Annotated in this window: 18 protein-coding genes; 6 read left to right on the top strand and 12 right to left on the bottom strand. The window is 71.5% G+C overall.

The window, feature by feature from the left end:
- On the top strand, positions 1 to 300 hold a 300-nt coding region (locus ABZ479_RS35425; protein WP_500465384.1), incomplete at its 5' end, for a hypothetical protein.
- 135 nt (positions 301 to 435) lie between these two features.
- Here ABZ479_RS35425 and ABZ479_RS35420 read toward each other — a convergent pair.
- From ABZ479_RS35420 to thyX, 3 genes are all read right to left on the bottom strand, one after another.
- Positions 436 to 2,121, bottom strand: coding sequence for a ribonuclease J (locus ABZ479_RS35420; protein WP_499602021.1), 1,686 nt, complete (start codon positions 2,119 to 2,121; stop codon positions 436 to 438).
- A gap of 124 nt (positions 2,122 to 2,245) precedes the next feature.
- Positions 2,246 to 3,145, bottom strand: coding sequence for a 4-hydroxy-tetrahydrodipicolinate synthase (gene dapA / locus ABZ479_RS35415; protein WP_499602023.1), 900 nt, complete (start codon positions 3,143 to 3,145; stop codon positions 2,246 to 2,248).
- 168 nt (positions 3,146 to 3,313) lie between these two features.
- Positions 3,314 to 4,051, bottom strand: a complete 738-nt coding sequence (gene thyX / locus ABZ479_RS35410) for an FAD-dependent thymidylate synthase (RefSeq protein ID WP_499602024.1) — start codon at positions 4,049 to 4,051, stop codon at positions 3,314 to 3,316.
- 166 nt (positions 4,052 to 4,217) lie between these two features.
- On the opposite strand from thyX, the gene ABZ479_RS35405 reads away from it, so the two are divergent.
- Together ABZ479_RS35405 and argB are read left to right on the top strand one after the other, a co-directional pair.
- The gene (locus ABZ479_RS35405) at positions 4,218 to 4,766 is read left to right on the top strand and encodes an SCO5741 family PH domain-containing membrane protein (RefSeq protein ID WP_500465383.1); all 549 of its coding nucleotides are present in this window, start codon (positions 4,218 to 4,220) and stop codon (positions 4,764 to 4,766) included.
- Positions 4,767 to 5,029: 263 nt separating this feature from the next.
- Entirely contained in the window at positions 5,030 to 5,908 is an 879-nt protein-coding gene (argB, locus tag ABZ479_RS35400) for an acetylglutamate kinase (protein ID WP_500465382.1), read from the top strand.
- 16 nt (positions 5,909 to 5,924) lie between these two features.
- Here the strand turns inward: argB and ABZ479_RS35395 are convergent, their stop codons facing one another.
- From ABZ479_RS35395 to eccD, 6 genes are all read right to left on the bottom strand, one after another.
- Positions 5,925 to 6,377 carry a hypothetical protein gene (locus ABZ479_RS35395; protein WP_499602029.1) on the bottom strand — a complete coding sequence of 151 codons (453 nt, stop codon included), beginning with the start codon at positions 6,375 to 6,377 and terminating at the stop codon, positions 5,925 to 5,927.
- Between the two features lie 58 nt (positions 6,378 to 6,435).
- Positions 6,436 to 7,188, bottom strand: coding sequence for a 4-hydroxy-tetrahydrodipicolinate reductase (gene dapB, locus ABZ479_RS35390; RefSeq protein ID WP_499602031.1), 753 nt, complete (start codon positions 7,186 to 7,188; stop codon positions 6,436 to 6,438).
- 49 nt (positions 7,189 to 7,237) lie between these two features.
- Complete coding sequence (locus ABZ479_RS35385) at positions 7,238 to 8,614, bottom strand: M16 family metallopeptidase (RefSeq protein ID WP_499602032.1); 1,377 nt, start codon at positions 8,612 to 8,614, stop codon at positions 7,238 to 7,240.
- Complete coding sequence (locus tag ABZ479_RS35380) at positions 8,611 to 10,836, bottom strand: polyribonucleotide nucleotidyltransferase (RefSeq protein WP_500465381.1); 2,226 nt, start codon at positions 10,834 to 10,836, stop codon at positions 8,611 to 8,613. Before ABZ479_RS35380 ends, ABZ479_RS35385 begins: the two co-directional genes overlap by 4 nt.
- A gap of 292 nt (positions 10,837 to 11,128) precedes the next feature.
- Entirely contained in the window at positions 11,129 to 11,416 is a 288-nt protein-coding gene (gene rpsO / locus ABZ479_RS35375) for a 30S ribosomal protein S15 (RefSeq protein ID WP_499602035.1), read from the bottom strand.
- Between the two features lie 191 nt (positions 11,417 to 11,607).
- Positions 11,608 to 13,077 carry a type VII secretion integral membrane protein EccD gene (gene eccD, locus ABZ479_RS35370; RefSeq protein ID WP_500465380.1) on the bottom strand — a complete coding sequence of 490 codons (1,470 nt, stop codon included), beginning with the start codon at positions 13,075 to 13,077 and terminating at the stop codon, positions 11,608 to 11,610.
- Positions 13,078 to 13,373: 296 nt separating this feature from the next.
- On the opposite strand from eccD, the gene eccCa reads away from it, so the two are divergent.
- The gene (eccCa, locus tag ABZ479_RS35365) at positions 13,374 to 17,324 is read left to right on the top strand and encodes a type VII secretion protein EccCa (protein ID WP_500465379.1); all 3,951 of its coding nucleotides are present in this window, start codon (positions 13,374 to 13,376) and stop codon (positions 17,322 to 17,324) included.
- Positions 17,325 to 17,401: 77 nt separating this feature from the next.
- Here the strand turns inward: eccCa and ABZ479_RS35360 are convergent, their stop codons facing one another.
- Entirely contained in the window at positions 17,402 to 17,836 is a 435-nt protein-coding gene (locus ABZ479_RS35360) for a hypothetical protein (RefSeq protein WP_500465378.1), read from the bottom strand.
- Between the two features lie 161 nt (positions 17,837 to 17,997).
- On the opposite strand from ABZ479_RS35360, the gene ABZ479_RS35355 reads away from it, so the two are divergent.
- Complete coding sequence (locus ABZ479_RS35355) at positions 17,998 to 18,507, top strand: cupin domain-containing protein (protein ID WP_500465377.1); 510 nt, start codon at positions 17,998 to 18,000, stop codon at positions 18,505 to 18,507.
- Between the two features lie 18 nt (positions 18,508 to 18,525).
- Here the strand turns inward: ABZ479_RS35355 and ABZ479_RS35350 are convergent, their stop codons facing one another.
- Entirely contained in the window at positions 18,526 to 18,906 is a 381-nt protein-coding gene (locus tag ABZ479_RS35350; RefSeq protein WP_500465376.1) for a VOC family protein, read from the bottom strand.
- Positions 18,907 to 19,027: 121 nt separating this feature from the next.
- Positions 19,028 to 19,537 carry a GNAT family N-acetyltransferase gene (locus tag ABZ479_RS35345; protein ID WP_500465375.1) on the bottom strand — a complete coding sequence of 170 codons (510 nt, stop codon included), beginning with the start codon at positions 19,535 to 19,537 and terminating at the stop codon, positions 19,028 to 19,030.
- Positions 19,538 to 19,672: 135 nt separating this feature from the next.
- On the opposite strand from ABZ479_RS35345, the gene ABZ479_RS35340 reads away from it, so the two are divergent.
- On the top strand, positions 19,673 to 20,077 hold the full coding sequence (locus ABZ479_RS35340; protein ID WP_499602048.1) for an SRPBCC family protein: 405 nt from the start codon (positions 19,673 to 19,675) through the stop codon (positions 20,075 to 20,077).
- The last annotated feature ends 15 nt before the right edge of the window (positions 20,078 to 20,092 follow it).

Below are 20,092 nucleotides of genomic sequence, written 5' to 3'. Positions count from 1 at the left end.
TATCTGGCGTTGACTTTTGGCACGCTGTTGAGTTCTCAAGGAACGGAAGCTTCCTTCGAGACCGTTTCACCGGCCCCTCCGGGCTTTCCCTTCGTCGTCTCCAACCTTACCAGATCCGTTTCGCGTTTCCGCTCTTCGTTTCCGGCCCCCTATTGGAGCGGGGTTTTCATCTCCGGGCTTTCACCTTTCGACGTCTCCGACTTTATCAGACTCTTTCGGGCCCGATTCCCGCCGGCGGGATCTCCTGCTTTTCTTGCTTTTGCGTTCCGGCCTTTCGGCTTTCGCGCTCCCCGACTTTAGCAGATGCTTTCCGTCGGATTTACCGGCCGCTGAGAGGACGCACGTCTCCGTGGCGTTCTCGTCGCGGGGGTTGTGCCAACGTACTGGAGCGGGGCACCCCGATGCAAATCGGGGTGCCCCGCTCCTGGTGGTGCGTCAGACCTCCACGACCACGGGGAGGATCATCGGGCGGCGACGGTAGTTGTCGGAGACCCACTTGCCGATCGCGCGGCGAATGAGCTGCTGCAACTGCCTGACCTCGGCGACCCCGTCGGAGGCGGCACGGGCGAGGGACTCCTCGATCTTGGGGAGCACCGCGTTGAAGGCCTCGTCCTCGATGCCGGAGCCGCGGGCCTGGACGAACGGGCCGCCGACGACCTTGCCGGTGGTGCTGTCGACGACGACGAACACCGAGACGATGCCCTCCTCGCCGAGGATGCGGCGGTCCTTGAGGGAACTCTCCGTGACGTCGCCGACCGAGAGGCCGTCGACGTAGACGTACCCGGCCTGCACCTTGCCGGTGACCTTGGCGACGCCGTCGACGAGGTCGACGACCAGGCCGTCCTCGGCGAGGACGCAGCGCTCCTTCGGGATGCCGGTGGCCTGCCCGAGTTCGGCGTTGGCCCGCAGGTGCCGCCACTCTCCGTGCACCGGCATGAGGTTGCGGGGCCTGCAGATGTTGTAGAAGTACAGCAGCTCGCCGGCGGAGGCGTGGCCGGAGACGTGCACCTTGGCGTTGCCCTTGTGCACGACCTTGGCACCCCAGCGGGTGAGGCCGTTGATCACCCGGTACACCGCGGTCTCGTTGCCCGGGATGAGCGACGAGGCGAGCACGACGGTGTCGCCCTCGACGATGCGGATCTGGTGGTCACGGTTGGCCATCCGGGACAGGGCCGCCATGGGCTCGCCCTGGGAGCCGGTGCAGACCAGGACGACCTTCTCGTCCGGCAGGTCGTCGAGCGTCTTGACCTCGACGATCAGACCCGGCGGGACCCGGAGGTAGCCGAGGTCGCGGGCGATGCCCATGTTGCGGACCATGGAGCGCCCGATGAAGGCGACCTTGCGGCCGCGTTCGTGGGCGGCGTCGAGCACCTGCTGGATGCGGTGCACGTGGCTGGCGAAGCTGGCCACGATGATCCGCTTGTCGGCGTTGGCGAAGACGTTGCGGAGCACCGGCAGGATGTCCCGCTCATGCGGGATGAATCCGGGGACCTCCGCGTTGGTGGAGTCCGAGAGCAGCAGGTCGATGCCCTCCTCCGCCAGCCGCGCGAAGGCGTGCAGGTCGGTGAGCCGGCCGTCGAGCGGCAGCTGGTCCATCTTGAAGTCGCCGGTGTGCACGACCGTGCCGGCCGGGGTGCGGATGGCGACCGCGAGGGCGTCCGGGATGGAGTGGTTGACCGCGACGAACTCGCAGTCGAAGGGCCCGATGCGCTCGCGCTGCCCCTCCGCGACCTCGAGGGTGTAGGGGCGGATGCGGTGCTCGGCGAGCTTGGCCTCGATGAGGGCCAGGGTCAGCTTGGAACCGATCAGCGGGATGTCGTCCTTCTCCCGCAGGAGGTAGGGGACGGCGCCGATGTGGTCCTCGTGGCCGTGGGTGAGGACGATGCCGACGACGTCGTCCAGGCGGTCACGGATCGACGTGAAGTCCGGCAGGATCAGGTCGACTCCGGGCTGCTCCTCCTCCGGGAAGAGCACCCCGCAGTCGACGATCAGCAGCCGGCCGCCGTACTCGAAGACCGTCATGTTGCGGCCGATCTCACCGAGACCGCCGAGCGGGGTGATGCGCAAACCCCCTTCGGGCAGCGCGGGGGGTGGGCCGAGCTCAGGGTGCGGATGGCTCAAAGTCTCTCCTCACCACGCACGCCACAGGCCCCGGGCCGAGGCCCGGGGAGACCGTGCGCACGTGACAGCGTGCTTGCTTCTGCGTTTGTCCTCATGGAGCGGTATTCAGTTCTCAAGTCTTTGGTTACAGCTGTACCCCGCCGGCGGCGAGATCCTGCTTCAGCTGTGCCGTCGCGGCCTCGTCGAGCTCCACGAGCGGGAGCCGGAGCGGACCGGCGGGCAGCCCCTGCAGGGCCAGGGCGGCCTTGGTGGTGATGACGCCCTGGGTGCGGAAGACGCCGGTGAAGACCGGGAGCAGCTTCTGGTGGATCTCGGTCGCCTTGTGGACGTCACCGGAGAGATACGCCTCGAGGAGGGCCCGTAGCTCAGGGCTGACCAGATGTCCCACGACGGAGACGAAGCCGGCGGCGCCGACCGAGAGCAGCGGCAGGTTGAGCATGTCGTCGCCCGAGTACCAGGCGAGGCCGCTGCGGCTGATGGCCCAGCTCGCGGCGCCGAGGTCGCCCTTGGCGTCCTTGTTGGCCACGATCCGGGGGTGCTCGGCGAGCCGGACGAGGGTCTCGGTCTCGATGGGGACGCCGCTGCGGCCGGGGATGTCGTAGAGCATGACCGGCAGGCCGGTGGCGTCCGCGACGGCGGTGAAGTGCCGGTACAGGCCCTCCTGCGGGGGCTTGTTGTAGTACGGCGTCACCGTGAGCAGGCCGTGGGCGCCAGCGCGCTCCGCCTGGCGGGCCAGCTCGACGCTGTGGTGGGTGTCGTTGGTGCCGACGCCGGCGACGACGAAGGCACGGTCGCCGACCGCCTCCAGTACGGCCCGGACGAGCTGCTCTTTCTCCACGTCGCTGGTGGTCGGCGACTCACCGGTGGTGCCGTTGACGACCAGGCCGTCGTTGCCTGCCTCGACGAGGTGGGCGGCGAGCCGCTGCGCGCCGTCGAGGTCGAGGGCGCCGTCCGCGGTGAACGGCGTGACCATTGCGGTCAGGACCCGCCCGAAGGGGGTCTGCGGGGTGGAGGTCGGAGCCATGGGTCCAACGCTACTCGGTGCCGCTACCGGGGCACCCCCTCGGGACCTGCGATGAGGACTCCGGCGCTGCCTGCTCGGGGGTTCAAGCAGCACCGGAATCCGTTTCTGAAGACTAGACGAATTGCATGAAACCCGGCAATCGGAAGATTCCGGATGAGTGGTGACCTGCTACGGAGCGGTCCGGCCGTTGGCGTTGAAGGCGGCGTGGGTGAGCGGCATGAGCTTCGCCCATTCGGCTTCCATGCGCTCCCCGACCATCTCGATCTCGCGCTGCGGGAAGGACGGGACCTTGGCCAGCTCGTGCTGGGTGCGCAGGCCGAGGAAGTGCATCAGCGAGCGGGCGTTGCAGGTGGCGTACATCGACGAGAACAGGCCCACGGGCAGCGTGGCCCGGGCGACCTCGCGGGCGACGCCGGCCGCCAGCATCTTCTGGTACGCGTCGTAGGACTGCCGGTAGGAGGCCTCCATGGCGTCCACGACGGACTGGTGCTGCTCCGGGGACCCGTGCACGAACTCGTACTTCCCGGGGCGGCCCTGCTGCACGAGCTTGCGGTCGGTGGACGGCACGTAGAAGACCGGCTCCAGCTCGCGGTACCTGCCGGACTCCTCGTTGTAGGACCATCCGACGCGGTGGCGCATGAACTCGCGGAAGACGAAGATCGGGGCGCTGACGAAGAAGGTCATCGAGTTGTGCTCGAAGGGGCTGCCGTGGCGGTCCCGCATGAGGAAGTTGATCAAGCCCTTGGAGCGCTCCGGGTCCTTGGTCAGCTCGGCCAGGGACTGCTCGCCGGCCGTGGAGACCCGGGCGGCCCAGAGCACGTCGGAGTCGGCCGCGCTGTGCTTGACGAGCTGGACGGTCACGTCGTCGCGGAACTGCACGGAATCGTCGGCGGAGGTTTCGGTCACCGGGCGTCCTTCCTCACGGAGCTTGGGGCGGCGCCCAGCCTATGCGCCCGCTCCGACATCCCCCGACACCCGTCGACACCGGGCCCACCCCCGCAAAGCGGAGCAAGGCAGACGACCGGCGGACCACTGCTGGCCGGTCCCGGCGGGGCCCGCTAGCCTCACCGATGTGTCTCTGCCCTTCCTCGCCGCCGACAGCGGCCACGACGAGTACGCCGCGGACGCCGCCCTTCCGCACCGGGTCCAGGACGGGTGGATCCGTCCCTACCGGCCGGGACCCTGGCGGGTCGCCGCGGCGGCGATGCTGCTGATGCTCGCCTCGTACCTGCTCTTCGCCGCGGTGATCATGGGGCTCGCGGGCAACGGGTCCGGGGTGATCGCCACGCTCGTCGCGGCGGTGCTGGCCATCGGCTGCGCGCTGCGTCTGCTGCGCGTGGGGATCTGGGTGAGCGCGCGCGGGCTGCGGCAGGTGGGCTTCCTGTACACCACGACGCTGCCGTGGAACCGGGTCGCGTCCGTCCGTACGGCCCAGCAGCCGGTGAAGTGGCTGGGGCTGCCCCGGACCGTGCAGGGCCAGTCGCTGGTCGTCGCGCGGGCCGACGGCGAGCGCATGCGACCGCTGCTCACCGACCACAACGCGGACTTCCTGGGCCGCACCGAGGCCTTCGACCAGGCCGCCGACGCCATAGAGGGCTGGGCAGCGGAGCTGAGCCGGTAGGTCCCCCCGAGGCGGCGCCGGGGCTCTCCCCGGCGTCCGCTGCGCCTGACGGCTGCGGCTGACGGCCCCGCGCGACAGGCTGTCGTCCGGGCCGGGAGTACCGGGGCCCGGTCCCCCTCGGCATCGGCGGCACGGCCCCGTCGTGCGGCCGGAACGGCGCCGCGTCGTGGCCGCCGGGTGGCCGACAGACGGTCGTCATCGGACGTTCGCCTGCGGCTGTTAGCGTCCGGCCGACTTGGCCCGTCGAGGACCTGGAGCGACTGTTGTTCGCACCGCCGCACCCGAACCCGCTCCTCAGCCGTCCCGGGCCGTTGCCCGCGCTGGAACGCCTGCGGGGCCGCTCCGTCGTCGTGAAGTTCGGCGGGCACGCCATGACCGACGGGCCGCTGCTGCGTTCCTTCGCCGAGGACGTGGTCCGGCTGCGGCGGGCCGGGGTGCGGACCGTGGTGGTGCACGGGGGCGGTCCGCAGATCAGCGCGCAGCTCGACCGGCTGGGCGTGCCCGCGCAGTTCCTGGGCGGGCAGCGCGTGACCACGCCGGAGACGCTGGACGTGGTGCGGATGGTGCTCGCCGGCAAGGTGCAGCGGGAGCTGGTACGCCTGGTCAACGAGCACGGCCCGTACGCCGTCGGGCTCACCGGCGAGGACGCGCACACCCTCACCGCGGTGCGCCGCTACGCCGAGGTCGGCGGGGAGCTGATGGACATCGGCCTGGTCGGGGACGTGACGGAGGTCAACACCGCGGCCCTGGACGTGCTGCTGGACCACGGCCACGTCCCGGTGGTCTCACCGCTCGGCCGCGGCACGGACGGCGAGGTCTACAACGTCAACGCGGACGCGGCCGCGGGTGCGCTCGCCGCGGCGCTGGGCGCGGAGGCCCTGGTGGTGCTCACCGACGTGCCCGGGCTGTACGCGGACTGGCCGCGCCGGGAGCGGGTGCTGGAGCGGCTCACGGCCAGCGAGCTGGAGCTGGTGCTGCCCTCCCTCGGGGGCGGCATGGTGCCCAAGATGGAGAGCTGCCTGCGCGCGGTGCGGGCCGGGGTCCGCAGCGCGCGGGTCCTCGACGGCCGCGTCGCGCACGCCCTGGTGCGGGCGCTGAGCGGCGGCCCCGGGGAGACCGGGACGACCGTCCTGCCGGGCTGAGGGCGGGCGGCCCCGCTCAGGGAGTCTGGGGCGCCTTCCCCCGCAGGGCGATCGCGCGCTGCATGGCCTTGCGGGCCCGCGGGGTGTCACGGGCGTCGTGGTAGGCGACGGCGAGCCGGAACCAGGTCCGCCAGTCCTCCGGCGCGGCCTCCGTCTCGGCCTTGCGCCGGGCGAAGACCGCGTCGGCGGAGGCCCGGTCGACGCGCCCGCTCGGGGTGCGCACCAGCTCGTCCTCCGGGAGTCCGCCCTCGGCCTCCAGTTCGCGGGCCAGCCGGTCCGCGTGGTGCGCGAACTGCGTCGTACGGACCAGGAACCAGACGCCGACCAGTGGCAGTACGAGCACGGCCACGCCGAGGACCACCGTGACCGGGCGGCCGTCCTGGATCAGCCAGACGCCGCGGGCGCCGGCCAGCACGAAGTAGACGACCAGGACGGCCGCGAGGACGAAGTAGGTGATCTTTGCGCGCATGGTGGGCGGACCCGGCTTCCGGTCGCTGGCTGTGTCTGTGTCGTGGTCTCTGGGTCGGTCAGTCGAGGTCCATGAAGTGCTCCAGGCCGAAGGTGAGCCCCGGCGTGGAGACGACCCTGCGCACGCCGAGCAGCACGCCCGGCATGAAGGAGCCGCGGTTCATGGAGTCGTGACGGATGGTGAGGACCTCTCCGGCGTCGCCGAAGAGGACCTCCTGGTGGGCGACGAGCCCGCGCAGCCGCACCGCGTGCACGGGCACGCCCTCGACGTCGGCGCCGCGTGCCCCGTCCAGGGCGGTGGCGGTGGCGTCCGGCTGCTCGCCGAGCCCGGCCTCGCGGCGGGCGTCGGCGATGAGCTGGGCGGTGCGGACGGCGGTGCCGCTGGGGGCGTCGACCTTGTCCGGGTGGTGGAGTTCGACGATCTCGGCGGACTCGAAGAAGCGGGCCGCCTGCCGGGCGAAGCGCATGGCCAGGACCGCCCCGATGCCGAAGTTCGGCGCGATGAGCACGCCGGTGCCCGGCGCCGCGCCGAGCCAGCCGCGCAGGGTGTCCAGGCGCTCGTCGGTCCAGCCGGTGGTGCCGACGACGGCGTGGATGCCGTGCCGCAGGCAGAAGTCGAGGTTGCCCATGACCGAGCCCGGAGTGGTCAGTTCGACCGCGACCTGGGCCTCGTTCTCGGCGAGGGCCTCCAGCTTGTCCTCGCGGCCGATGGCCGCCACCAGTTCGAGGTCGTCCGCGGCCTCGACGGCCTTGACCGCCTCGGCGCCCATGCGGCCGCGGGCCCCGATCACACCCACGCGGATCTTGCTCATCGTTCCAGTCCTCCGGTCCAGACGTTCGAGACGGTCGGTACGGCTCAGGTCAGACGACGGACTCGTGCAGGCGGGCGGCCTGCCGGTCCTTCAGCGGGCCTATGACGGCCAGCGAGGGACGTTGTCCCAGGACGTCGCGGGCGACCGCGCGCACCTCGTCGGGCGTGACCGCGGCGATCCTCTCCAGTGTGGCGTCCACCGACATCTGCTCGCCCCAGCAGAGCTCGCTCTTGCCGATCCGGTTCATGAGCGCGCCGGTGTCCTCCAGGCTGAGCACGGTCGAGCCGGAGAACTGGCCGATGGCGCGGTGCAGTTCCTCGTCGCTCAGCCCGTGCTCGGCGACCTGGTCCAGTTCCTCGCGGCAGATCTTGAGGACCTCGTGGACCCGGCGCGGCTGGCAGCCGGCGTACACCCCGAACAGGCCGCAGTCCGCGAAGGAGGAGGTGTACGAGTAGACGCTGTAGGCGAGGCCGCGCTTCTCGCGGACCTCCTGGAACAGCCGGGAGCTCATGCCGCCGCCCAGGGCGGTGTTGAGCACCCCGAGCGCCCAGCGCCGGTCGTCGTGCCGGGACAGCCCGGGCATGCCGAGCACGACGTGGGCCTGCTCGGTGCGGCGTTCGAGCAGCTCCACCCGGCCCTGGCCGCGTATCGTGCGGGCGCCGCCGCGCGGCGGGCGGGGCACGGCGTCGGCGTCGCGGAGGGCGCCCGCGTCCTCGAAGGCCTTGCGGACCTGGCGGACGACGGTCGCGTGGTCGACGTTGCCCGCCGCGGCGACGACCAGCCGTGTCGGGTCGTAGTGCTTCCGGTAGAAGCGGGCGACCTGGTCGCGGGTGAGGGCGTTGATGGTGTCGACGGTGCCGAGGACGGGGCGGCCCAGCGGGGAGTCGCCCAGCATGGCGGTGGCGAACAGGTCGTGGACCTGGTCGCCGGGGTCGTCCTCGGTCATCGCGATCTCCTCCAGAACAACACCGCGCTCGGCGTCGATGTCCTCCTGGCGGATCAGGGAGCCGGTCAGCATGTCGCAGACGACGTCGATGGCGAGCGGCAGGTCGGTGTCGAGGACACGCGCGTAGTAGCACGTGTACTCCTTGGCCGTAAAAGCGTTCATCTCGCCGCCGACGGCGTCGACCGCCGCGGAGATCTCCAGGGCGCTGCGCCGCGCGGTGCCCTTGAAGAGCAGGTGCTCCAGGTAGTGCGTGGCGCCGTTGAGCGCGGGGGTCTCGTCGCGTGAGCCGACGCCGACCCAGATGCCGAAGGTCGCGGAGCGCACGGTGGGCAGGGTCTCGGTGACGACGCGCAGTCCACCGGGGAGGACGCTGCGCCGGACCGTGCCGATGCCGTCGGTGCCGGGCAGGAGGGTCTGCGTGCGGACGGCCCGCCCCTTGGTGGAGGGGCGGGCCGTCACGCGTGTGGAACGGGTGGTCACTTCTCGGTCGCGTCCTCGGCCTTGTCGTCGGCCGCGGCGTCCTCGCCCTCGATGACCGGGATCAGCGAGAGCTTGCCGCGCTGGTCGATCTCGGCGATCTCGACCTGGACCTTGGAGCCCACGGCGAGGACGTCCTCGACGTTCTCGACGCGCTTGCCGCCGGCCAGCTTCCGGATCTGCGAGATGTGCAGCAGGCCGTCCTTGCCCGGGAGCAGGGAGACGAAGGCACCGAAGGTGGTGGTCTTCACGACCGTGCCCAGGTAGCGCTCGCCGACCTCGGGCATCGTCGGGTTGGCGATGCCGTTGATGGTGGCGCGGGCGGCCTCGGCGGACGGGCCGTCGGCGGCACCGATGTAGATGGTGCCGTCGTCCTCGATGGTGATCTCGGCGCCGGTGTCCTCCTGGATCTGGTTGATCATCTTGCCCTTGGGGCCGATGACCTCACCGATCTTGTCCACCGGGATCTTGACGGTGATGATGCGCGGGGCGTTCGGCGACATCTCGTCCGGAGTGTCGATCGCCTCCATCATCACGTCGAGGATGTGCAGACGGGCGTCGCGGGCCTGCTTGAGGGCCGCGGCCAGGACCGACGCCGGGATGCCGTCGAGCTTGGTGTCCAGCTGCAGCGCGGTGACGAACTGCTTGGTGCCGGCGACCTTGAAGTCCATGTCGCCGAAGGCGTCCTCCGCACCGAGGATGTCGGTGAGGGTGACGTAGTGGGTCTCGCCGTCGATCTCCTGGGAGATCAGGCCCATGGCGATGCCGGCGACGGGGGCCTTCAGCGGCACACCGGCGTTCAGCAGCGACATGGTGGAGGCGCAGACCGAGCCCATGGAGGTGGAGCCGTTGGAGCCCAGCGCCTCGGAGACCTGGCGGATGGCGTACGGGAAGTCCTCGCGGGCCGGCAGGACCGGGAGGATCGCCCGCTCGGCCAGCGCGCCGTGGCCGATCTCACGGCGCTTGGGGGAGCCCACGCGGCCGGTCTCGCCGACGGAGTACGGCGGGAAGTTGTAGTTGTGCATGTAGCGCTTGCGCGTCTCGGGCGCCAGCGTGTCCAGCTGCTGCTCCATGCGCAGCATGTTCAGCGTGGTGACACCCAGGATCTGGGTCTCGCCGCGCTCGAACAGCGCCGAGCCGTGCACCCGCGGGATCGCCTCGACCTCGGCGGCCAGGGTGCGGATGTCGGTGACGCCGCGGCCGTCGATGCGGACCTTGTCCTTGATGACGCGCTCACGGACCAGCTTCTTGGTCAGCGAGCGGTAGGCGGCGGAGATCTCCTTCTCGCGGCCCTCGAACTGCGGCAGCAGCTTCTCGGCGGCGAGCGCCTTCACCCGGTCCAGCTCGGCCTCGCGGGCCTGCTTGCCGGCGATGGTCAGCGCCTGCTTCAGCTCGTCGGCGACCGAGGACTCCAGCGCCTCGAACACGTCGTCCTGGTAGTCCAGGAAGATCGGGAACTCGGCGGTCTCCTTGGCGGCCTTCGCGGCGAGGTCGGCCTGCGCCTTGCACAGCACCTTGATGAAGGGCTTGGAGGCCTCCAGGCCCGCCGCGACGACCTCCTCGGTCGGCGCCTCGGCGCCGCCCTCGACGAGCTTGATCGTCTTGGTCGTGGCCTCGGCCTCGACCATCATGATCGCGACGTCGCCGTCCTCGAGGGTGCGGCCGGCCACGACCATGTCGAAGACGGCGTCCTCCAGCTCGCTGTGGGTCGGGAAGGCGACCCACTGGCCGCGGATCAGCGCGACGCGCACGCCGCCCACCGGGCCGGAGAAGGGCAGGCCGGCGAGCTGCGTGGAGCAGGAGGCGGCGTTGATGGCGACCACGTCGTAGAGGTGGTCGGGGTTGAGCGCCATGACCGTCGCCACGACCTGGATCTCGTTGCGCAGGCCCTTCTTGAAGGACGGGCGCAGCGGGCGGTCGATCAGGCGGCAGGTGAGGATCGCGTCCTCGGAGGGGCGGCCCTCGCGGCGGAAGAAGGAACCGGGGATCCGCCCGGCCGCGTACATGCGCTCCTCGACGTCCACCGTCAGCGGGAAGAAGTCGAGCTGGTCCTTCGGGTGCTTCGAGGCGGTGGTGGCCGACAGCACCATGGTGTCGTCGTCCAGGTAGGCCACGGCCGAGCCGGCGGCCTGACGGGCCAGGCGGCCCGTCTCGAAGCGGATCGTGCGGGTGCCGAAGCTGCCGTTGTCGATCACGGCCTCGGCGTAGTGGGTCTCGTTCTCCACTATGGGAATTCTCCTCTTTCGTGCCCCCGGGCGTCTTCCCGGGGACCGTCGGTGGAGGGGCGTCCCGCCGGGCCGGTCTTCGATCGAAGCCACCGGGACGTACGTGCTGCCCGGGGGCCACTACCGAGGACCGGCTCTGGTGGCGCTAGGAGGACGCTCCCTCCGCATGCTCTATGGCGTTGTGTATGGGACCAGACTACAAAGTCTCGGCCCCGGTCTCGCGCCCAGCGCGGCCCCGTACGTACGCAAAGGGAGCGGCCCCCGGCTGGGAACCGCTCCCTCCACGGCTGTCTCAGCGGGCGCCGGCGGCACCGCGGCGGATGCCGAGGCGGTCGACGAGCGCACGGAAGCGCTGGATGTCCTTCTTGGCCAGGTACTGCAGCAGGCGGCGACGCTGGCCGACCAGGATCAGCAGACCACGACGGGAGTGGTGGTCGTGCTTGTGGGTCTTGAGGTGCTCGGTCAGGTCCGAGATGCGGCGCGAGAGCAGCGCGACCTGGACCTCGGGGGAGCCGGTGTCGCCCTCCTTGGTGCCGAACTCGGCGATGATCTGCTTCTTCGTCTCGACGTCGAGCGACATACGGTCTCCTTGTGTGTCGGTGCCTCCGGGCGCTCCTGGTCTGTGTCACAGGAGAAGCTTCGACGACCCTGAAGGCATGACGCGCCGCGCATGGGCGGACGCATCGGTTACACAGAGTACCACCCCGGGCCCGGTGCGATGTCCGGGGCCGGGGTGGCGGGCGGCGGGGGGCGGCCGCGGGCCGCGCGGGCTCAGCCGCTGGTCATGCCGCGAGCCTCGGCGTACAGGTCGAGGACCGCGAGGGCGAGCGGGATGAGGGAGAGCAGCACGGTCGCCTCGGCGAGGTCGAGCATCCGGCCCCAGAAGGGGGTGACGCCCTTGCTCGGGACGACGAGGGCGACCGCGACCAGGAGGGCGGCGCCCAGGGCAACCGCGGCGGACAGCCACACGGTGCGGATGTCGAGCGAGGAGTGGTTGCCGCGCAGCAGGTCGGTGAGGACGTCGGTCGGCAGGTTGAGGGAGAGGCCGATGATCAGCAGGCCGACGGTGATCACGCCGGCGACCATGAGCGTCACGACCTGAGAGGTGTAGCGGAACAGCCGGGCGCGCATCAGGGTCGCCAGGCCCACGGCGAGGGCGAGCAGCTGCGCCCAGGTGCTGTCGGAGAAGCCGAGCACGACGCCTGCGGAGCCGACGACCGCGGCGGCGCAGCCGCCGACCAGGCCGAGCAGCAGCTCGTGGCCGCGGCGGGCCTGGTTGGTGATCCGCTCGAAGTCGACCGGCTCCTCCTCGCCCTGCCGGTCGCCGTCGCCGCGGTGCCGGGCCTGGACCTGGTCGGGCGAGCGGAAGCCGATGGGCAGCCGGGCGAAGCGGGCGGACCAGCCGGGCAGGAAGCCGATGACGGCGATCATGACGACGGCGGTGACGGCGGCGGCCTCGCGCGGCGCGGCGTCGGTGAGGATCGCCACGAAGGTGGCCACGGTGCCGACGCCGGCGGTGAAGGAGGCCGCGACGAACGGCGCGTCCCCCTGCGGCAGCATCAGCACGAGCAGGACCGCGGCGATCAGCACGACCACGCAGCCGATGAGGAAGTGCAGCCGGCCGGGTCCCTCGTCCTTGCCCACGCCCATGATCCCGGAGCCGGCGACCAGCAGCAGCGGCAGCGAGGACAGGCCGAGGGCGACGGCGGAGTGGCGGTCGTCGTACACGCGGGCGCGCACCGAGGCGAGCGCCACCAGCACCAGGCCCGCGGCGCCGGCGAGGATGCCGGGCAGGCCGTGCATGTCGTGCTTGACCGGCTCGGAGAACCAGAGCACGAAGGCCATGAGGACGAGCAGGACGACGCCCGCGGTCAGGCCCACCACGCGCATGAGGCCGTCGTTCCAGCTGCGGCGGTCGGTCTCGACCGCGGCGGCGACGGCGTCGACGACGTCGTCGAACACGGCGGGCGGCAGCGAGTCCGCGAACGGCCGCAGCAGGAGCAACTCGCCGTCCTGCACACGCTGTTCCGCCAGGGACAGGGTGCTGTCGAGGACCCGCCCGTCACGACGGACCAAGTTGTAGCCGGTGGGGGCGGCTTCGTCGGGCGTCTGGCCCGACAGGCGCAGTATCTCGGGATGGATGTCGGAGAGCGGCACGTCCTCCGGGAGTGCCACATCGATCCGGCTGTTCGGCGCCGCCACCGTGACTCTGCAGAATCCCGTCGCTGAGACCGTGCTCACCTGGAGTGTCCCCCTCGTCCGGTGATGGGTGGGTTGGGGTCGGGTCCGCGCGGCCGTCCAGGGCCGGAACCCCCGTTCCGCGCTTCGCGATCCGTCACCCTACCGGGTACCCCGAGTCCCTTGTCCCCCACCCGTCCCAGTGCCCTGGAACTGTCATGCCCAGTAGGATCGCCACCTGCCTGTGGTCCAACGCCCGCCCCGCGAAAGGGCGGAGCGCGACCGGGACGTGTCATACGGGGGACCGTCGCCACGGGGGCGGCCCGAAACTGCGATTCGCGTGAAGGACTGGTGCATCGGTGAGCGTGGTCGTCATCAAGCGCCCGCCGCGGGTTTACCCGCCGGAGGTGCCGAGTGAGGAGGTACGGCTCGAAGCCCCGCCCGAACTGCCGCGCGGCGAGGACCAGGGCCTGCTGATGAACCTGCTGCCGATGCTCGGCATGGGTTCGTCGGCGGCGTTCTTCTTCCTGCCCACCGGGTCGGGGACCTCCGGCGGGTTCATGAAGGTCATGGGCGTGCTCATGATGGGCTCGACCGTGGCGATGGTGGTCGCCCAGATCGTACGGGCCCGCAAGGGGCCGTCCGGGCAGATGGCGGAGGCCCGAAGGGACTACCTGAAGTACCTGGCGCAGGTGCGCCGCGGGGTGCGCAAGACCGCCCGCAAGCAGCGCGACGCGCAGTATTACCTGCATCCGGCTCCCGAACAGCTGTGGGCGCTGGTCGCCGAGGGCTCACGGGTGTGGGAACGCCGGTCCTCCGACCCGGACTTCGCGCAGGTGCGGGTGGGCCTCGGCCCGCAGCAGCTGTCGACGCCGCTGGTGGCGCCGGAGACCGCGCCGGTGGACGAACTGGAGCCGCTGACCGCGCACTCGATGCAGCAGTTCATCGCGGCGCACGGCTCGCTGGACAACCTGCCGCTGGCGGTGGGGCTGCGCTCCTTCTACCACGTGACGATCTCCGGGGACCCGGACACCGTCTACGGGCAGACCCGTTCCGTCGTGGGCCAGCTGTGCTCCCTGCACTCGCCGGAGGACCTGGTGGTCGCCGTCGTGGCGGCGCCGGGCGCCCAGCCGGAGTGGGAGTGGGTCAAGTGGCTGCCGCACGCGCAGCACACGGAGCAGGACGGCGCCGGCTCGCGCCGGCTGATATGCGGCGACCTCGGTGAGGTCGAGGAGCTGCTGTCGGACGAGCTGGACGGGCGGCCGCGCTTCAACCGCGAGGGCCAGCCGGTGCTGGACCAGCCGCACGTGGTGATCGTCCTGGACGGCGGCGGCGTGCCTGCGGACTCGGTGATCGCCTCCGCCGAGGGACTGCAGGGCGTCACGATCCTCGAGGTCGTGCCCGGCGAGCTGGACGAGGCGCGCGGCTCGCTGTCCGTCCAGGTGTGGCGCGACCAGCTGTACCTGGAGGCCGGGGCCGGCACCTTCACCGGCGTCCCCGACGTGCTGTCCCCGGTGCAGGCGGAGTCGCTGGCCCGGCAGCTCGCGCCGCTGCGGCTGGGCGCCGCGGACGCCGACGAACCGCTGCTGGCCAACCTGGACTTCACCGACCTGATGGGGATCGGCGACGCGGCGTTGGTGGACGTCGCGCGCACCTGGCGCCCGCGGACCCTGCACGAGCGGCTGCGGGTGCCGATCGGCCTGGGCGAGACCGGCGAGCCGGTCATGCTGGACGTCAAGGAGGCCTCGCAGGAGGGCATGGGCCCGCACGGCCTGTGCGTCGGCGCCACCGGTTCCGGCAAGTCCGAGCTGCTGCGCACGCTGGTGCTGGGTCTGGCCGTCACGCACTCCTCGGAGACCCTCAACTTCGTGCTCGCCGACTTCAAGGGCGGCGCGACCTTCACCGGCATGGGCACGATGCCGCACGTGTCGGCGGTCATCACCAACCTGGCCGACGAGCTGACCCTGGTGGACCGCATGCGCGACTCCATCACCGGTGAGCTGACCCGCCGCCAGGAACTGCTGCGGCAGGCCGGCAACTACGCCAACATCACCGACTACGAGAAGGCCCGTGCGGCGGGCGCGGCGCTCGACCCGCTGCCCTCGCTGGTCCTGATCATCGACGAGTTCTCCGAACTGCTCGCCGCCAAGCCCGACTTCATCGAGATGTTCATCCAGATCGGGCGCATCGGCCGCTCGCTGGGCGTGCACATGCTGCTGGCCTCGCAGCGCCTGGAGGAGGGCAAGCTGCGCGGCCTGGACACCTTCCTGTCGTACCGGATCGGTCTGCGGACGTTCTCGGCCGCCGAGTCGCGGACCGCGATCGGCGTGCCCGACGCCTACCACCTGCCCAACGTCCCGGGCGCGGGCATCCTGAAGTACGGCACCGACACGATGGTGCAGTTCAAGGCGGCGTACGTGTCGGGCACCTACCGGACGCCGGGCACCCGCACGGCCGGCGGGGCGCGCGTCGACCGCTCCCCCGTACTGTTCACCGCCTCTCCGGTGCCCGTGCGCATCGTCACCGAGCCGGAGCCGCAGCAGCGCGGTGGGCAGGTCGACGACGCGCTGGCCGACACCGTGCTCGACGTCATCGTCGGCCGGCTGGAAGGCCAGGGGCCGCCCGCCCACCAGGTGTGGCTGCCTCCGCTGGACGAGCCGTTCAGCGTCGACCAGGTGCTGCCGCCGCTGACGGTCAGCGCCGAACGGGGTCTGCACGCGGACGGCTACACCGCCACCGGCAAGCTGCAGGTGCCGGTCGGTCTGGTCGACAAGCCCTTCGAGCAGCGCCGCGACGTCATGTACGCGGACCTGTCGAGCTCCGGCGGTCACGCCCTGGTCGTCGGCGGCCCGCAGTCCGGCAAGTCGACGCTGGTGCGCTCGCTCATCGCGTCCTTCGCCCTCACCCACACCCCGAAGGAGGTCCAGTTCTACGCACTGGACTTCGGCGGCGGCGGCATGCTGGCGCTGGACGGGCTGGCGCACGTCGGCGGGGTCGCCTCCCGGCTGGACGCGGAGAAGGTCCGCCGCACGGTCGCCGAGGTGCACGGCATTCTGAACGCCCGCGAGGAGTTCTTCCGCAGCAACGTCATCGACTCCATGAACACCTTCCGCTCCCGGCGGGCGGCGGGGCACTTCCCGGACCAGCCGTGGGGCGACGTGTTCCTGGTCATCGACGGCTGGGGCACGTTCAAGACCGACTACGAGATGCTCGACCCGGTCATCAACGACATCGCCGCCCGCGGCCTCGGCTTCGGCATCCACCTGGTCATCACCGCCACCCGCTACACCGAGATCCGGCCCGCGCTGCGCGACCAGATCCTCAGCCGGCTGGAACTGCGGCTCGGCGACCCGATGGAGTCCGAGTTCGACCGCAGGCGCGCCGAGAACGTGCCGGTCGGCAAGCCCGGCCGCGGCCTGTCCCCGGAGAAGCTGGACTACCTGGCGGCGCTGCCGCGCATCGACGCCTCCTCGGAGGTGGAGGACCTCTCCGAGGGCATGGCGCAGTTCGTCGCCCAGGTCAACGCGGGCTGGCCGGGCCCGGTCGCGCCGAAGGTGCGGATGCTGCCGACGATGCTCCCGGCGACCGAGCTGCCCGACGGCGGCGACTTCTCCGGCCGCGGCATCGCGATCGGCGTCGACGAGCTCACCCTCTCCCCGGTGTTCGTGGACTTCGAGACCGACCCGCTGATGGTGATCTACGGCGAGAGCGAGTCCGGCAAGTCCTCACTGCTGCGGCTGATCGCCAAGCAGGTCAGCGAGCGCTACGAGCCCGGCAAGGCGCTGTTCGTGGTCTCCGACTTCCGCCGGGCGCTGCTCGGTCAGGTGCCGGAGAGCCACATGTACAAGTACTGCGCCTCCGGACCGCAGTTGCAGGAGGTCATGGAGTCGCTGGCCGGCTCGATGGGCCGGCGGATGCCCGGCCAGGACGTGACACCCGAGCAGCTGCGCAACCGCAGCTGGTACACCGAGCCCGACGCGTGGGTCTTCGTCGACGACTACGACCTGGTCGCGACCTCGATGGGCAACCCGATGCAGGTGCTGATGGAGTACCTGCCGTTCGCCCGCGACCTGGGCCTGCGCATCGTCCTGTCGCGCAGCACCTCGGGGGCGTCGCGGTCCTCCTTCGAGCCGTTCCTCACCCGGACCAAGGAGCTCGGCGCGACCGGTGTGCTGCTGTCCGGCGACCCCGGCGAGGGCCCGGTCTTCGGCAACGTCAAGGCGACCAGGCTGCCCCCGGGCCGCGCGCAGTTCATCACGCGGCGCCGCGGCAACCAGCTCATCCAGACCGGCTTCCTGCCGGAGAGCTGATACCGGACCGGCGTGCGGCGCCGGGAGACGCGGGCGGGGGCGGGCCGGAGGGCCCGCCCCCGCCCGTGTGCCGGCGTTCAGTCCCGCGGGGACGGCGGCCGGTAGGCGGGTGGTACGTCCCGGGGATCGCGCCGCACGGCGGCCGGGCGGTCGCCGCGGGACGCCTCGTCCTCGCGGGCTTCGTCCGCCGCCTCCGCCGCCTCCTCGCCGGCCCGCTGCTCGAACCAGCGCCGGGCGCGCTCCTCCTGCGCCGCGCGCTCCTCGGGCGACATCCGCTCGTCGGCGCGCTTCAGCTCGGCCATGCGGTCGCCGATCGCGCCGAGGTAGGCGCCGGACAGCAGCGCCTCGCGCCCGCCGACACGGCCGGAGAGCACCTGGCGCGCCGTCTCCTTGAGGGCGGCGTCGACGTCCGGGTTGTCGGCGAGTGTCCTGAGCGCCTTGTGCAGTCGGCGGGCCTGTGCGGGATCGTCGGCGACGTCCATCAGGTCCGCGTCGCTGATCTCCTTGCTCATCGGCTCCGTTCCCCCGGTCGAGAGTGTCGTGACGCGTGTGTCCATGCCATCGTGCCATCAGGGGGACGCCACGACCACGGTCCCGGGCGCGCTGGCCGGGGTCGCCCGATCCGGTGTGGCACGGTCTGTCTGACCGATGCCGAAGGAGGCGACGAGCGCCCATGTCCTACCCCGAGCCCCGCTACCTCGGAGAACAAGGCGAGGTCAGCGCGCTCTTCCGTGCCGCCGGAACCGCCGCGGACGTGGTCGCGCCCTCGGGGACCCGCACCCACTACCTCGCCACGCACACGTCGACGGACGGCGCCTTCGGCCTGTACCGGATCGACATGGGCCCCGGCTCCCCCGGTCCCAGCACGCACTTCCACCGGTCGATCTCGGAGTCCTTCTTCGTCCTCTCCGGGGCCGTGCAGCTCTTCGACGGGGAGCGCTGGATCACCGCCCGCCCCGGGGACTTCCTCCACGTGCCGGCCGGGGGCCTGCACGCGTTCCAGAACGACTCCGACGAACCGGCCTCGATGCTGCTGCTCTTCGCCCCCGGAGCGCCCCGGGAGGAGTACGTCGAGAGGGCCGGCGAGATGGCGCGGCGCGGGGGTGCGGCGTTCCGGGAGTTCCTGCTCCGTCACGACAGCTTCTTCGTGGAGCCGCCGCAGGTCGGGCCGGAGCCGCTGTGAGGGAACCGGGCCGGGCCGTCAGCCGTGGCTCGTGTCGATGACGCAGAAGCGGTTGCCCTCGGTGTCGGCGAGGACGACGAAGTCCGGGTCCGGCGGGTAGCGGTCCCAGTCGACCCGCACGGCGCCCAGCGCGACCAGGCGTTCCACCTCGGCCGCCTGTTCGGCGGCGTCGTCCGCGTACAGGTCGAGGTGGACCCGGGGGTGCTCCTGCACCGGGGTGGCACTGACGCCGAGCGCGATGCCCGGTCCGGACGCACCCGCCGCGGGCACCAGCACCGCCCAGTCGTCCGCCGCCCGCACCTGGCCGTCGCGGGGCACGTAGCCGAGGGCGGCGCCCCAGAAGGCCGCCGCGCGCCGCACGTCCGTCACTCCGAGCACGATCGTCCCGAGGGTCAGCATGCGTCGAGTGTGCCAGCCCCGGGGCGCGGACGGGCCTGCCACCGCGTGACCGTCACCCGCACCGCCGCCGCGGACGCCGTCTTCGAGGGCGGACTCGTCCGGCGCCGCCCGCCGCACGGCGTCAGGGGGCGTACAGCTCCAGGCGCCAGTCGTTGCAGCGGATGGGGTTCCCCGGCGGGTACTCGAAGTCGCACTCCTCCACCAGCGTGAAGCCGAGCTTGCGGCAGATCGCGTTCGAGGCGTCATTGTCGACCTTGGGGAAGGCGTGCAGGAAGCGCGGGCCCTTCTCCGCGGCCGCCCGCGCGATGACGGCCGCCCCGGCGGCCGCGGCGACACCGCGCCCCTGGAACTCGGGCAGGACGCCCCAGCCCGTCTCGTACACCGTCCCGCCCCGCCAGGACTTCTCCCAGTAGCCGATGCTCCCGGCCGGTACCCCCTCGGGCAGCAGGACGATGCTGAACATCCCGCCGCCTGCCTCGCCGCCGCTCGCCAGGTACCGCTCGTGCCGGACGAGCAGCTGCTCCTCGGTCTCGGGGCCGCCGAGGTGGCGCATCATCGCGGGCGCGTTCGCCCGGCGGAGCAGTTCGAGGTCGCCCTCCGACCACGGCTCGATCCGTACCTGCGTGTCCATCCACCGCTCCCCTCGTCGCTCCTGACCATCACACCACCCGGGTCCGACACCGCCACCGATGAGTTCCGCCGGCCCGCCCGGTCCTACCACCGGAGCCGTTCCGCCGTGGCCCGGCCCGACCAGAGAGGCAGCACCATGGACGACATCACCATTACCCGGGTATTCGACGCGCCGCTCGCCAAGGTGTGGAAGGTGTGGACCGAGCCGGAGTACTTCGCCCAGTGGTTCGGGGCCCCGCTGCCCACCGTCGCCAGCGACGTCCGTCCCGGCGGCGCCTGGCGCGCCACCGTCACCACGCCGCAGGGCGAGATGCCGCTGAGCGGGGTGTACCGCGAGGTGGAACTCCACAAGCGGCTGGTGTGGACGATGGAGGTCCCCGGAGAGCCCGAGGTCGTCATGGACGCGACCTTCACCGACCGCGGTGAGCGGACCGAGGTCGTCTACCGCCAGCCCGGCGTCCCCGAGGAGTACTGCGCCACGGCCGAGGCCGGCGCCAACCACATCCTGGACAGCTTCACCTCCGTCCTGGCGAAGTCCTGACGGCAGGGACCGCGG

This window comes from Streptomyces sp. NPDC005722, assembly GCF_040630935.1.
In the GTDB taxonomy this organism is placed as follows: domain Bacteria; phylum Actinomycetota; class Actinomycetes; order Streptomycetales; family Streptomycetaceae; genus Actinacidiphila.
Note: the sequence above shows the minus strand (reverse complement) of the source record. Positions and strands in the feature narration are given on the sequence as shown.